This window comes from Dyella telluris (genome assembly GCF_014297575.1).
In the GTDB taxonomy this organism is placed as follows: Bacteria; Pseudomonadota; Gammaproteobacteria; order Xanthomonadales; family Rhodanobacteraceae; genus Dyella; species Dyella telluris.
In genome coordinates, this window is sequence record NZ_CP060412.1 from 2636150 (window position 1) to 2650621 (window position 14472).

Annotated in this window: 8 protein-coding genes; 3 read left to right on the forward strand and 5 right to left on the reverse strand. The window is 66.2% G+C overall.

What is annotated here, in order from left to right; genetic code table 11:
* The first annotated feature begins 61 nt into the window (after positions 1–61).
* Positions 62–1909, forward strand: a complete 1848-nt coding sequence (locus H8F01_RS11690) for a monovalent cation:proton antiporter-2 (CPA2) family protein (RefSeq protein WP_187055300.1) — start codon at positions 62–64, stop codon at positions 1907–1909.
* Positions 1910–2096: 187 nt separating this feature from the next.
* Positions 2097–3266, forward strand: a complete 1170-nt coding sequence (locus tag H8F01_RS11695) for a glycosyltransferase family 9 protein (protein WP_187055301.1) — start codon at positions 2097–2099, stop codon at positions 3264–3266.
* Between the two features lie 31 nt (positions 3267–3297).
* On the opposite strand, the gene H8F01_RS11700 is transcribed toward H8F01_RS11695, so the two are convergent.
* Together H8F01_RS11700 and H8F01_RS11705 are read right to left on the reverse strand one after the other, a co-directional pair.
* Entirely contained in the window at positions 3298–6759 is a 3462-nt protein-coding gene (locus tag H8F01_RS11700) for an ankyrin repeat domain-containing protein (protein ID WP_187055302.1), read from the reverse strand.
* 72 nt (positions 6760–6831) lie between these two features.
* The gene (locus tag H8F01_RS11705) at positions 6832–7128 is read right to left on the reverse strand and encodes a YcgL domain-containing protein (RefSeq protein ID WP_187055303.1); all 297 of its coding nucleotides are present in this window, start codon (positions 7126–7128) and stop codon (positions 6832–6834) included.
* A gap of 345 nt (positions 7129–7473) precedes the next feature.
* Between H8F01_RS11705 and H8F01_RS11710 the strand changes: the two genes are divergently transcribed.
* On the forward strand, positions 7474–8913 hold the full coding sequence (locus H8F01_RS11710) for an OmpP1/FadL family transporter (protein WP_187055304.1): 1440 nt from the start codon (positions 7474–7476) through the stop codon (positions 8911–8913).
* A 210-nt stretch (positions 8914–9123) separates the two neighbouring features.
* On the opposite strand, the gene H8F01_RS11715 is transcribed toward H8F01_RS11710, so the two are convergent.
* The 3 genes from H8F01_RS11715 to H8F01_RS11725 form a co-directional block, all read right to left on the reverse strand.
* Positions 9124–10524: a coniferyl aldehyde dehydrogenase gene (locus H8F01_RS11715; RefSeq protein ID WP_238480959.1), complete on the reverse strand. Its 1401-nt coding sequence runs from the start codon at positions 10522–10524 to the stop codon at positions 9124–9126.
* Between the two features lie 194 nt (positions 10525–10718).
* Positions 10719–13181, reverse strand: coding sequence for a TonB-dependent receptor (locus tag H8F01_RS11720; protein ID WP_187055306.1), 2463 nt, complete (start codon positions 13179–13181; stop codon positions 10719–10721).
* 59 nt (positions 13182–13240) lie between these two features.
* Positions 13241–14383, reverse strand: coding sequence for an SO2930 family diheme c-type cytochrome (locus H8F01_RS11725; RefSeq protein ID WP_187055307.1), 1143 nt, complete (start codon positions 14381–14383; stop codon positions 13241–13243).
* Positions 14384–14472 lie beyond the last annotated feature (89 nt).

Here is a 14472-nt window from a genome sequence, read left to right on the forward strand (position 1 = left end):
CGGGGGCGGCTTACGTCGCCGTGGCGTGGAATAATGCGGATCCCCCGAATGGAGCGTGCGAGTGGATAGCCACCATTTTCTGGAGACGGCGCTGGTTTTCCTGGTAGCGACGGTCATCGCGGTACCGCTGACCAAGCGCTTCCGGCTGGGCTCCGTGCTGGGCTATCTGCTGGCAGGCATCGTGATCGGCCCGCAGGAGCTGGGCCTGGTGTCCGATACCGCGGGCGTGGCCACCATCTCCGAATTTGGCGTGGTGCTGATGCTGTTCGTGATCGGGCTGGAACTCTCGCCGCTGCGCCTGTGGGTGATGCGCCGGCAGGTGTTCGGCACCGGCCTGCTGCAGGTGCTGGCGTCCAGCCTGGTGCTCGGAGGGGCGGCGTACTTCCTGTTCGGCTTCACGGCGAATGCCGCGTTCATCGTCGGCGGCAGCCTGGCGCTGTCGTCCACGGCGTTCGGCCTGCAGATCCTGGCCGAGCGCAAGGAACCCGGCACGGCGTACGGCCGGCAGGCTTTCGCCATCCTGCTGTTCCAGGATCTTGCCGCCATTCCGCTGATTGCTGCCGTGCCGCTGCTGGCCAGCGCCTCGACCAAGCATGGCTTCGACCCTTACGCGGTCATGCGCACCATCGCGGCCATCGTGGCGGTGATGGTCGGTGGCCGCTATCTGCTGCGTCCGGTGTTCCGTTTCGTGGCGAAGACGGACAACGTGGAAGTGTCCACCGCCACCGCGCTGCTGGTGGTGATGGGTACGGCGTGGCTGATGGAAATGGTTGGCGTGTCGTCCACGCTGGGCGCGTTCCTCGCGGGTGTACTGCTCGCCGATTCGGAATACCGCCACGAGCTGGAATCCCATCTGGAGCCATTCAAGGGCCTGCTGCTGGGCTTGTTCTTCATCAGCGTCGGCATGTCGATGGACATCATGCTGCTGGTGCACGAGCCGGGCCTGGTGCTGTTGCTGGTGCTGGGCCTGCTGCTGGTGAAAGGCCTGCTGCTGTGGCCGCTGGGCCGCATCGTGGGCGGGCTCAGCGGCAGGGACTCGCTGCGCCTCGTCGCGCTGCTGGCTTGCGGCGGCGAATTCGCCTTCGTGGTGCTCAAGCTCGCCAGTGACCAGGACCTGATCACCGACCGGCAGCATGGCCTGCAGGTGCTCGCCATCACCTTGTCGATGGCGCTGACGCCGCTGATGGTGGCGGGGCTGGGTCGCTTCCTGCAGACGTCGGAAACCAGGAAGGGAAAGCGCGAGTTCGACACCATCGTGACCGACTCGCCGCGCGTGATCATTGCCGGCTACGGCCGCATGGGCCAGATCGTCGCGCGCATGCTGCGCGCGCAGGGCATACCGTTCGTGGCGCTGGATCACTCGGTGGAACAGATCGACCTGGTGCAGCGCTTCGGCAATTCCAGCGAGGTGTTCTACGGCGATCCGGCGCGTCCGGAACTGCTGCGCGCTGCCCAGGCCGAGAGCGCCGAAGTATTCGTGCTGGCGGTGGATGATCCGGAAGCCAGCCTGCGCACGGCGCGCGTGGTGCGTCGCATGTACCCCGACCTGCGCATCATCGCCCGTGCACGCAATCGCCAGCACGTGTGGCGCCTGATGGATCTGGGCGTGGAACTGCCGGTGCGCGAGACGCTGTATTCCAGCCTGAAGATGACGCGACAGACGCTGGAAGCCCTCGGCACTTCGCCAGAAACGGCCGCCGATCAGGTCGAACGTTTCCGTCGCACGGATGCCGAGCTGCTCAAGCGGCAGTATCTCGTGTACGACGACGACGCGCGCATCGTGCAGACCACGCGCGAAGCGCTGAAGGATCTTGAGCAGCTGTACCAGGCCGATGCCTCGCCCGAGGCCAAGCGCGAGCGCGAGACGCCAACGGACGCCAAACCCAACGACGAAGACGTCACGCGCTGACTCCGCACGAATAACAGGCATCGTGATTTCATGCGTTGCCGGCGCACTCCGTGTGCGCTGCAACTTACGTCGATTCCGCAACTCATTTCGCCGCGAATCGGGAAAGATGGCGCCACCTGAGGGTCGTGCCGCCGGGGGGCGGGCCGCCTGATGGATTGGGCCAGTCCCGATATCTATCCGGTTTTGCATGAGCCAGTGCGCGCCGCTCCAACCCGTCGTCATCCGTTTCGGGCGATTGGGAGACACCATCCTGCTGCAACCGTTGTTGCACAAGCTGCGGCATCGCTATGGCGGTGCCTGCCGGCTGGTGTCGCTCGGTGATTGTTCGCGCGTGCTGTACGAAGGTCACGAAGACGTGGCAGACGTGCGCCACTTCGACAGCCAGTACGGCTCGCTCTGGCTCAATCCACAGCGGCTGCGCACGGCGTTGTCATTGCGCGAACTGCGGCACGCGCCGTTCTACATCTGCGAACCCGACGTGCGTACGCGCACCAAGGTGCGTCCCATGTTGGCCCTGGCCGGCATTCCCGCGCAGCATTGCGTGTTCATCGAAGACACGCCACTGAACCATGGCGAGCATTGGGTGGACTGGCTGATGCGCTTCGCCGACGAAACGCCGGCCGCCTTTCCTGACGCGCCTTCCCCGGATCACGACTTGCCCAGTGCACCGCGACTGGAGCCCACGGCCGTCGAACTGGGGGAAGCACAACTGTGGCTGGCGCGACGCAACCTGCAAGGCCATCCGCTGGTGCTGCTGCAGCCGGCCAACAAGCGCACCATGCGCTGGAGCGGCGTGCGCAAGGCCGATGACGACGACAAGTCATGGCCGGTGGAACGCTGGGCCGCGCTGTGCAAGGCCATTCTCGCTGCCATGCCCGAGGCGCGGGTGCTGCTGTGCGGCTCGGCGGCTGAGGCGGGCTACCTCGCCACCATCGGTGCGGCCGCAGCGGATGAGCGTGTCATCGTTCCGCGCGATGGCTTGCCGCTGGGCCATCTGCGTGCGCTGATGCATATCGCGCACAGCATGGTGTCCGTGGATACCGGACCGGCGCATCTGGCAGCGGCCGTGGGCTGCCCGCTGGTGGTGTTGTTCGGTAATCGCCTGCCCTCCATGTGGAAGCCGCGCAGCGGCAGCGGAAGCCCGGTGCATGCCATCGGCGGCTTGCCGGATGTGCCGCGCGTGGATCGCATTGGCCTGGATGAAGTGGTGCAGGCATGGCGTCGGTTGCCGCCCCGTCCGGAACACGTCGTACGCAGACTGGTGGAAGAGGCGCTGCACAACGCCGGGTGGAACGGCTGCCTCAACACCTGCCGTTCCATGGGCATCGCCCGGTCGCAGCAAGCCTTGCATCACTGAAAGAAAAGCCCGCGTTGCGCGGGCTTTTTGTTTACTCGGAAGGCTGTGCCGGTTGCCGCAGCATCTGCCGCACGCTGGGTATGCCGCCGGTGTTGCGCGCGGCCAGTTCGTGGGCGATGTCGATGTAGCCGATGGCACGTGCCACGTCGGCGGCCGTGCGGCCGAACGCGTCTTCCGCCTGGCGATCCGCGCCGCGTGCCAGCAGCACGCGCGCCGGGGCCAGCAGGGCATGCATGGCGCAGGCATGCAGCGCAGTGACGCCACGCTGGTCGGCGTGTTCCAGTACGGCGCCGGCGTCGAGCAGCACGGGCACCAGTGCGCCGATATGCGTGGGATCGCATTCGCTGCCCGGGCGCAGGTGCGCGCCAAGCAACAGCAGCAGGGGCGTCTTGCCTTCCTTGTCGGCCAGGCTGACGTCTGCTTCGCGCTTGAGCAAGGTGTCGAACAGGCGGCGCGCACGCAGGCTGTCGTTGTGGGCGAAACCGAATTGCGCAGCCGCATGCAGCGCGGCATGGCCACGCGCATCCACCGCATTCACGTCGGCGCCACCGTCGAGCAGCTGCTCGGCGATCTCGGGATAACCCATGGCGGCGGCAATAATCAGCGCGGTCGCATCGCCCGGCAGGCGTTGGTCAGCCGCCACACCGTTCTGCAGCAGGAGGGCAACGAGCGCTTCGCGTCGCGCACTGACGGCGGCGGCCAGCGGCGTCATGCCGTTGGTGGCGGCCAGCGTGGCGTCGGCGCCCTTGTCCAGCAGCAGTGCGGCCGCATCGCGATGGCCGGCACCGCAGGCATGCAGCAGGGCGGTGGCGCCCTGGCGATCGGGCGTGTCCACGGCAAAACCGAGTTCCAGCATGCGCTCCACCGCGGCGAGTGCGCCGGCCTTGGCGGCGGAGGCCAGGTCGTCGGCGCGCAGCGGGCGCGCGGGCCGTGCCCAGTCGCCCCAGTTCAGCCAGCGCTCGATCGCCTCGTGTTCGAGCGACAGGCCCAGCGGCGTCTCGCCATTCGCGTCGATGGCTTCCGGATCGGCGCCGTGCGCCACCAGGGAACGCACCAGCGGCAGCGCGCGCTCACCGTGTTCCAGTGCGGCGAACAGCGGCGTGCGGCCGCTGAGGTCGCGCGTGTTCGGGTCGCAGCCGCGTTCCAGCAAGGCCTGCAGCAGAACCTGGTGGCCATAGGTGGCAGCCAGGTGCACCGGCGTGCGTTCGCGCGCATCGACGCCGAAGGGGTCGGCGCCGCGCTCCAGCATGGTCAGCGGCAGTGCCGCGCCTTGGGCCGAGTCTTCCAGTCGCTGCAGTGCCTGGGCGAGCAGGCTTGCACCAGCCGGCGTGGCACCGGCGTGCAGCAGGTCGTCGATGGCTTCGGTGGCGGCCGGCAGCTGCTGTAGCAGGGCATCGAACAGGCGGCGGCCCAGCGGCGACAGCGAGGGCTCCACGCCTTCCGCGGTTTCCGCGTCGTCGACCAGCTGCGGCTGCAGGCGGGCTTCCGGATCCAGTGCATGGTCGAGCAGCCAGCGGCGCGCGGCGCTGTGGCCGGGACCGGCCAGGTCCAGATAGAGCTGGGCCAGCTGCGACTGGGGCCACTCGCGCACGCGCTGGGTAAAGGTGGACACCACGGCCCAGTGACCAAAGCGCAGGCCATCGAGCAGATGGGCGGGCGTATCGGCGCCTTCGGGCAGTGCATCCATGCTGAGGCTGGCGGGCAGCGGCGTTTCCGGGTCGAGCAGGGCGACCAGATCCCAGCGGCCGGCGGCGGCGTAGTCCAGTGCGCTGCGGCCATTGCTGCCCGGCGTCTTGGGTTCCGCGCCGAGGGCGAGCAGGGCACGCACCACTTCGGCATGGGCCTGCGGCGACTGGCAGGCCAGGGTCAGCGCGTCGCGGCCGTGGCTGTCGCGCAGGCGGGCATCCGGTTGCGCTTCGGCCAGCAGTTTGACGATGCCCACGGCGCCCGCGCGGGCGGCTTCCATCAGGGCGGTGCTGCCGTGGCGGTCGACCAGGTTCACGTCGGCGCCGGCGGCGCGCAGGGCGCGTGCGATCTGTTCGTGGCCTTCGGCGCAGGCAGCCATCAGCGCGCTGCGATGGCGTGCGTCCACGGCGTTCACACCGGCGCGGTGCTTGAGCAGCAGCTTCACGCCTTCCACGTCGTCATCCGGCACGCCGGCGGCGGCCACCAGGGCGGGCTCGCCATCGGCGGGCGTCGGTTTGGCGCTCCGTTCCAGCAGGAACTTGGCCACCGGCCAGTTGGCGGCGCGGCAGGCCACGGCCAGCGGGCTCAGGCCGCCCTTGTTGAGTGCATTGATGGACGCACCGGCGTCGAGCAGCATCGCCGCCACGATGGGTTCGCCACTGAGCACCGCGCCGTGCAATGGCGTGTTGCCCTCGGCATCGGTGGCGAGCGCGCTGGCGCCGTTGGCGAGCAGGGTCATCACCGCTTCGGCGCGGCCATGCCAGCTGTCGCGCGTGGCAGCCAGCAGGGGCGTGAGGCCACCACTGGCGCGGTTCACGTCGGCACCCTTGGCGATCAGTGCGCGCAGCAGGCGCGTGTCGGGCAGCAGGGCGGCAAGCATCAGTACCGGGCGCTGGTCGCGATCACCCTGCTTCGGCGCAGTGTTGGGATCGGCGCCGGCCTCCACCAGCGCCAGTGCGCGCTCGATGTCGCTGTCGCGCGTGGCGGCCAGCAGGGCCTCGGCCTGCTCCGGCGTGCCGGCGGTGCGTTCCTGTTCGCTCAACTGCGGCGCCGGGCGGGGTGCCGGTGCGGGCGCGGGTGCATCCACCACGCCGGTGGCCGGCTGGCGCGGCCGGCGGCCTTCGCACAGCAGCGCGCGCAACGTGCGGTTGGCAATGATCAGACAGCCCAGCGGCATCAGCATCACGCCGTAGATCGCCAGCGCGGCAATGCGCAGCTCCGAAGGCAGCACGCCGTACAGGCCGGTCAGCGCGATGGCGATAAAGGCCAGCGCCAGCAGCGCGATGGCGGCGGGCAGGAAGTGGGTGAAGAAGCGCTCTTCGCGAGACAGGTGGCGGCCAAACGCAAGGCTGCGTGCCGTGGCCGTAAAGATCCACGAGCCGTCACTCTGCGAGGGGTAAGCGTCATCCCATACATAGACCAGGCCAAACGCGGGCCACACGCGCCAAAGCACGCCCAGGGCAACCACCAGCGCGCCGGCCAGCATCAGCACCTCGCCCAGGCTGGGCGACTGGTTGAGCTTGAGCATGGGCCAGGCGATCAGCAGGAACACCAGCACCACATAAGCCGTGAACATCACCAGGTAGGCAGCTCCCCGGCGCAGTACGGTGCGGCCGAAGCGTGGTTCCGGATCGAAGCCGATCGCATGGCACACCGCCGCCATGGTCAGCGCGTTGGCGACCAGCAGCGGGATCAGCGCCAGCGGATGGGCGCCGAACGCCGCAATGGCGGTGGCGGCCAGGCCGGGAATGAACCAGGCGAGGGCTTGCAGAAACGGAGGAGGGCGACGCGTTTTTGAATAGGCCATGGGCGCGGAGTATAGGAATCGTGACAACGCCAGACGGTAATCCCGTGTTAACGGCGTCGATGGCGGCAGCGATCAGTGATCGCTGTGCGGATCGCGCGGCGCGCTCTTGTAGGCAGGATGGTTGGCCACGGCCAGTGCATCATTGGGCGGCAGCTGCAGGTGCCAGCCCTGCTCTTCGATGTGCTTGAGCACCTGCGCGGCGTCCTCGTGCGGCATCTTGCGCTGGCCGGTCAGCTCGACCTCGAGCACGAAACGCAGGTCGCCCAGCATCAGGGCCAGCGACTCGGGGATGCATTCGAAGTCGTCGCGACGGCCCAGCCACAGATAGGTATCGGGCTTGCGCTGGCTGGCGTAGACAAAACAGTGCATGGCGGCACCCGTCGGCAGTGAAGAGGAGGGGCGCACCCGCGGGCGCGGTCTGCAAGGTTAGCAGTCTCGGACGCCTGCGTCCCGCCTCCGGCTGTTACATGCCTGGACCACCATACGTTTGCGTTTGCGAGATGGCGAAACCCGCGATCTTCGTTAATCGCCGCCGAACAGTGGTCATGAGACGTCAAATCGCGGGGAACTTTGCTGCAACCGCACTTGCAAGGCCTGCGGTGAGCCGGCACAGTGCCGCGCAGGGGTGTCAAACGCGCGTATGAAAAAAGGGCGATGACGTCAAGCCCCCGCTACTACCCGAAGCCAGACCAACGATAAGCAGGAGCATTGCTGATGCAGATGTCATTCCGTGAAATTTCCCGTGCGGGCCGTCCGCTCACGCTCGCTGCGCTGAGCCTGGCCATCATTGGGTCGCTTGCTGCTCCGCAGCGCGCCCACGCCAGCGCATTCCAGCTGCATGAAGACAGCGCCGCCGCCATGGGCCGCGCCTACGCCGGTTCCACCACCGCCGGTGGCGACGTTTCGGTTGTGGCGAACAACCCGGCCGCGATGAGCGACCTGAAGGGCACCTACTTCCAGGCTGACGTCACCGCCATCAACTTCGGCACCACCTTCAGCGGCACGGCTCACGACGCCTTGGGTCGCCCGATCAATGGCAACGGCGGCGGCGACGCCGGCACCACCATGCCGGTCCCGGCCTTCTTCTTCGCCACCCAGCTGGGCGAGAAGTGGCACGTCGGTGCGGCCTTCACCGTGCCGTTCGGCTTCCAGACCGAGTACGACAACAACTGGATCGGCCGCTACAACGCCATCAAGTCCAAGTTCGAATCGCTCGACGGCACGCTGTCGGTGTCCTATGACGTGACCGACAACTTCGCCATCGGCGTGAGCGGCATCGCGCAGAAGACCTCTGCCGAGCTGACCTCGGCCGTGAACTACAACGCCGTTGGCCTGGGCCTGGTGAATCAGGCCGTGGCGGGCGGTGCGATCCCGCCGGCCGTTGGCCAGGCGCTGGCGCAGCAGGTGGGTCTGGCGATTCCGCCGGGTTCGGACGGCATCGCCCGCATCAAGGGTGACGACTGGGCCTACGGCTGGCAGGTCGGCATGCTGTGGCGCGCCACGGCGAACGACAAGTTCGCGCTGAACTACCGCTCGAAGATCTCGCACACGCTGGAAGGCACCGCCAACTTCACCGTGCCGTCCAACGTGCAGGCCGTGCTCTCCAACCCGACCGTCGCCGCGCTGCTGGCCGGTGCGGGTGGCGTGCCGTTCACCCACACCGAAGGCACCGCGCCGTTCACCACCCCGGCCGTGGCCACTGCCAGCTACTGGCACCAGGAAGAGAAGTTCGGCCTGGGCGCCGACGTGGCCTGGACCAAGTGGGATTCGTTCAAGGACCTCACGGTGTACTACGCCAACCCGGCGCAGCCCACCACCACCGAAGCGTTCAACTGGAAGAACAGCTGGTACATCTCCATCGGTGGCGAGTACTACGCCAACGACAAGCTGACCCTGCGTGCCGGTCTCGCCCTGGACACCACGCCGACCCAGACGGAAACCCGCGACCCGCGCGTGCCTGACGCAACCCGTCAGCTGGTCTCCTTCGGTGCTGGCTACAAGGTCACCGACAAGTTCGTGATCAACGCTTCGTACGCGCACATCTTCGTGAACAAGGCGCGCATGAGTGCCACCAGCTCCACCGGCGACGTGCTCACCGGTACCTCGGACGACTACGGCAACCTGCTGAGCCTGTCGGCCCAGTACAAGTTCTAACTCGCGGTTTATCGCGAAACGAGCTGAAACAAAAAACCTCCCCGCGCAAGCGGGGAGGTTTTTTTTATGGGCGGTCGTGCAAGGGCACTGCGACGGTAGCCGAAGATTTCTGTAGGAGCGCACTTGTGCGCGACCGCCACAGGACGCTGTATCGCCCCGGCGTTGCGGTCGCGCACAAGTGCGCTCCTACAGTGAGAGGCCGGGTGCGGCTCAACCCACTCGCATCAACAGCTTCAGCATCTTCCGGAAACGCTCGCCATAAGGTGGGTTGAGCAGGCCGCCACCATTGAAGCGCGCCTGGTGGAACACCGGCTTCATGTGCGAGAACGTCTGGAAGCCCGCCTCGCCGTGATAGCCGCCGATGCCCGAGGGTCCCACGCCGCCAAATGGCAGGTTGTGCTGGGCGATGTGATACAGCGTGTCGTTCACGGTGACGCCGCCGGCGTGCGTGCGGGCAAGCACCTGGTCGATCGTGGCGCGGTTCTCTTCGAACAGGTACAGCGCCAGCGGTTGCGGGCGCCTGGCGATGTATTGGATGGCCTCGTCCAGCGAGTCGTAGGGCATTACCGGCAGCAAGGGGCCGAAGATCTCGTCCTGCATCACCTGCATGGTGTCGTTGACCTGGGTAAGCATCAGCGGCGCCAGCAGGCGCTTGGCGGGCAGATCCTGCGCATCGCTCATGGGCTCCACGCGTGCGCCGGCCGCCACCGCATCGTCGCGCAGCTTGCTGAGGCGGTCGTACTGGCGGTCAGACACGATGGAGGCATACTGCCGCTGCGTTGCCAGGTCGGGGTACATCTTGCCCGCCATGGCGCGCGTCGCCGTCACGAACTCGGCCAGGCGTTCACGCGGAACCAGTACGTAGTCGGGTGCGATGCAGGTCTGGCCCGCGTTCACCAGTTTGCCGAATACGATGCGTTCCACCGCATGCTCGAAACGCGCGCCGGGGCCGACGATGGCCGGCGACTTGCCGCCCAGTTCCAGCGTGACCGGCGTGAGATTGCTCGCCGCTGCGCGCATCACGTGATGTCCCACGGCGGTGGAGCCGGTGAACAGCAGGTGGTCGAACGGCAACGCGGAAAAAACCTGCGCCACGTCAGCATCGCCCGTGACCACCACCACTTCGTCGCCGGGGAAGTAACGCGCCACCTGCTGGGCGAACAAAGCCGAGAAGCGCGGCGTGTACTCGCTCATTTTCAGCATCACGCGGTTGCCGGCCGTAAGTGCGTCGATCAGCGGACCCACGGCGAGGAACAACGGATAGTTCCACGGCACGATGATGCCTACCACGCCACGCGGTTGCGGCATCAGCCTGGCGCGGGCCGGCAGGAACACCAGGTTCGCCAGCTTGCTGCGAGGACGCATCCAGCGACGTCCGCGCTTCAACGAGTTTCTCAGGTTGGAAAGGCTGGGATACAGCTCCAGCAGTTCCACCTCTTCCTTCGGCCGGCAGCCGAAATCGGCGTCGATGGCCTCGGCGAAGGCATCCCGCTGCTCGTTGAGCATCCGCTCCAGCGCACGCAATCGTGTGGCGCGCACATCCCACGAGGGGAGCGGGTCACGGGCCTGGGCTTCGCGCAGGCGAAGCAGGATGGAATGAAGCGATGGCATGGGCTGAGTCGTCATGGCTTGGTAAAGCTTGCCTCAAGAATCGTTTGAAACGAATCGTCATTCCTGCAACCGCAGGAATCCAGTGACTTTCAACTTGTCGTGACGTCCCAAAGACACCGGATCCCTGCGTTCGCAGGGATCACGGTGAGGGAATCCGAGGTGTGACTCAACCCTCGACTTTCCTTGTTGGCAGATCAGAACTTCGCGCGCAATTCCAGGCCCCACGTGCGGGGCGGCGAAATGGAGGCGAACGGCGTGCCAAGCACGGAGGTGGAAATGTTGTTCACACCGGTCACGTAACGCTTGTTGAGGATATTGGAGCCATAGAGCGCCACACCCCAGCGATCGCCGGGCGCATGCCAGTCGATGCGTGCGTCGGTGCGCTGCGTGCTGGTGCCGATCTTGAAGTTCGGGGTCAGGTCGCAGCTACCCTGGTACTTCGAGTCGTCATTGCAGCGCGACGGACCGCGATAGGCCTGCGACAGGTCGAACTCCAGGTCGCCGTTGGCGACGCCGTGCCACATGTAGGACAGCGACAGCGCACCGGAGAAGTAGGGTGCACCGGTCGGCTGGCCGGTCAGGTCCACGCCGTCGGGCGCGATGGCCTTGCGGTACTTCGCGTCGATGTAGGCACTCAGGAAGTTCACACGGAAGCTGTCAATCGGCTGCCACTGCGCTTCCAGCTCCAGGCCCTTGGCCTCCTGGTCGCTGCTGTTGACGATGTAGATGGGCAGGCCCGTGGCCGGGCTGTTCGGATCCAGCGCCAGCGACTGCATGTTGTCGTAGCGGTAGTAGTACACCGAGCCGTTGATCAGCAGGTTCTGCTCCGGGAACAGGCTCTTGATGCCTGCCTCGTAGTTGGTGACCTTTTCCGGCTGGAAGGTGGAACCCACCTGCACGCTGTTGTAGCCGCCGGCCTTGTAGCCACGGGTGACGGAGGCGTAGCCCATCACATCCGGCGTGAACTTGTAGCTGGCGACGACGCGCGGGCTCCAGTTGTTCCAGGTGTTGCTGGCGTAGACCGGCGTACCCACGGAGGTGGTGAAGATCAGGTTCTGCTGGAACGCATCCAGCGTGCCGGGCGGCAGGATGCCCAGGCCATACAGGCCAGCGACGGCTGCATCGAAGGCCGGCGCGCTGCGCGGCATGTTGTACCAGCTGAATTCCTTCTCGTCGCGCGTGTAGCGCAGGCCGGTGGTGATGTCGAACTTGTCGCTCACGTGCCAGATCACGTCGCCGAACGCGGCGTAGGCCTTGAAGTTGCCGTCGTTGCTGATGGCTTCCTTCCAGGGGTCGCCCAGCAAGGTGAAGGGCAGCCCTGCCGCGGCGAGCATGTTGGTGATGTCGGTGAGCGGTGTGCCCACCCCAAATGCATTGTTGGCGAGCGTGTCGACGGTGTTGGTGTTGGTGTCGGTCTCGCTGGTCTGGCGCGCCTGCTCCTGGTAGTAGCTGACGCCCGCCACCCAGTCCATCAGGTCGTTGTTGCCCGACAGCTTGAACTCCTGATACCAGCTGTTGTTGTGCTCGATGTTGGCGGTGTCGAGGTAGGTGACGACATGATTGGTGCCGTCGTAATCGCCCAGGTTGAACGTGTCGAAGCCGCGCCACGCCGTGGTGGAAACAAAGTCGGCCCAGCCGAACGAGTGGTCGACCTGCAAGGTCACGCCGTCAAAGCGACGCGATTCGCGTGCACCGATGGCATCGTTGTAGAGCGGTGCATGCAGTGGGTTGAGGTAGTTGGCGGGATCAGCCGGGAAGGGCGCGCGCTCATTGGTGTCGTTGGACAGCGGAATCAGGCCGATGGCCGGTTCGGGCGCCTGGTTGAGCTTTTCGTGATCCCACGACAACAGCACGCGGGTGTTGTCGCCGACATTCCAGCGGAACACGGCGCGCGTACCCCAGTCGTTGTCACCGCCATACTTCTTGCCGGTGGCCGCGTCCTTGATCCAGCCGTCGCTCTGGTTGTCCACCACGCTCAGGCGCAGCGCCATATCCTTGTTGAGCGGGATGTTCACCAGTGCATCGGCGTACTTGAGACCGTCATTGCCGATGCGCACGCGCGCATGCCCCTCGAACTTGTCGGTAGGCTCGTTGGTGACGATGGAAATGGCGCCCGCCGCCGCGTTGCGGCCGAACAGCGTGCCCTGCGGGCCCTTCAGTACTTCGATGCGCGCGATGTCGTTGAAGGCGAGCAGCGAGCCGCCCGAACGTGCGGCATAGACACCGTTGACGTACACGCCCACCGCCGACTCGGTACCGATGCCGAAGTTGCTGGTGGAGATGCCGCGAAGCGAATACGTGGGCTGGGTCGGCTGGCTGGCGCCGATGTCCAGGCCGGGCACGAAGATGTCCATCTTGCTCAGGTCGGTCGCGGCCAGCGTGTCGATCTGCTTGGCGGTGACGATCTGCAGCGGAATCGGCACCGACTGCACTTCCTGCGTACGGCTCTGCGCCGTCACGGTGATATTGCCAAGCAGCTTGGCTTTCTCGGGATCAGCGGTGGTGCCGCCGCCTTGCGCGTTGCTGGTGCCCTGTTGCGGCGCGGGCGCGGCATCGTCGCTTGCCCAGCTTTCGGCGGGCAAAGCGCCGAGCATCAGGGTGCTGCCGAGCAGCAGGCGATGCAGGCAAACGGACAACGGACGCGGACGGATATTCATCAGCAAGCACTCCCCTCAAAATGAAAAGGCCGGGGCCCGAAGGCCCCGGCGCTACCCCCTCAATGAATCGCCACGCAGCCCCCCGACTGCGCGGCAATCCATGCCTTGATCAGTGCGACGCCTTCGCGGTGCACTGTGCTGCGGCCCAGTTCCGGCATCATCGTGCCCGGGTCGGTCGAGTTCATCCGGTACGGCAGGATGGAATCCTCGGGCTGGCCGGGCACGATGTCGAACAAGTGATCGCCCGTGCCGCGACCTGCGGCGACCGGCGGCTTGCAGATGCCGAGATGGCGGTCTTCGGGCACGCTCACGTCCAGGGTCAGGCCGGTGGTGTTGGCCGCGCCCTTCGGGTTGTGGCAATGCCCGCAGTTGATATCGAGATAAGCGCGCACGCGGGCGTCGAGCGGGGCATGCTCGTCCGCCCAGTTCGCGTTTCGCGGTGCTTCGGCCGGCGCGGGAGCACCGGTGAGGTAGCCCACCTTCATCAGATGGGCCAGTTCGTTCTCGTCGCCCGTCGCGTAGTGGTAATCGCGGTTCAGATGGCGTGCCTTCGGCCCGATCGGGTGGATCTTGCGGCTCACCCAGTCCTGCGCGTGACAGCTGGCGCACTGGCTTTCGTCAGGCACCACGTAATTGAAGTCCTCGCGCTCGCTCTTGTCGTCCACCAGCGTCAGCGGGATCACGGCGCCGGTGCGCGCCAGCATGGCGTCGCTCTGGTCGTCCTTCCACACATACGGAATGGCCGCCCAACCTGATTCGCGATGCACCAGGATGCGCGTTTCGATCAGGTGCACGTGGGCGAGATCCAGCCCTTCGCCGGCGAAATCCTTGGATGAGTCATAGGTGCGCGCCACGTCGGTGAACTTGCCGTCGGCGGTGCGCGGGTAATAGAAGGTCTTGCTGATGACGGTGCCGACCGGGAAGTCGAAGGTGTCGGTGGGGTCGTACTTGGCCGCCGTGCCCTTGGGCATCCACACCGTGCGCAGCTTGTGCGCGTAGTCGGTGAACAGCGGCGTATTGAGGTCGTACGGCACCACGCCTTCATTGAGCACGAGCTTGCCGCTACGCACTTCCACCACGTGCCAGTCGCTGAGCTTGGGCGGACGGCCGTCCGCCTGGAACGCTACCGGATCCATTCCGCGCTGGCAGGCGCACAGGAGAAGCAGCATCGATAGCAGGAGAAAATGCGAGAGGAACTTCATTGACGATGACATCCTGGAACGAGTCCAACTTATGTGTTCACGAGGTGGCGCGTGATGGCCATGGCGCACATCCCCTCACCGTCATCCCC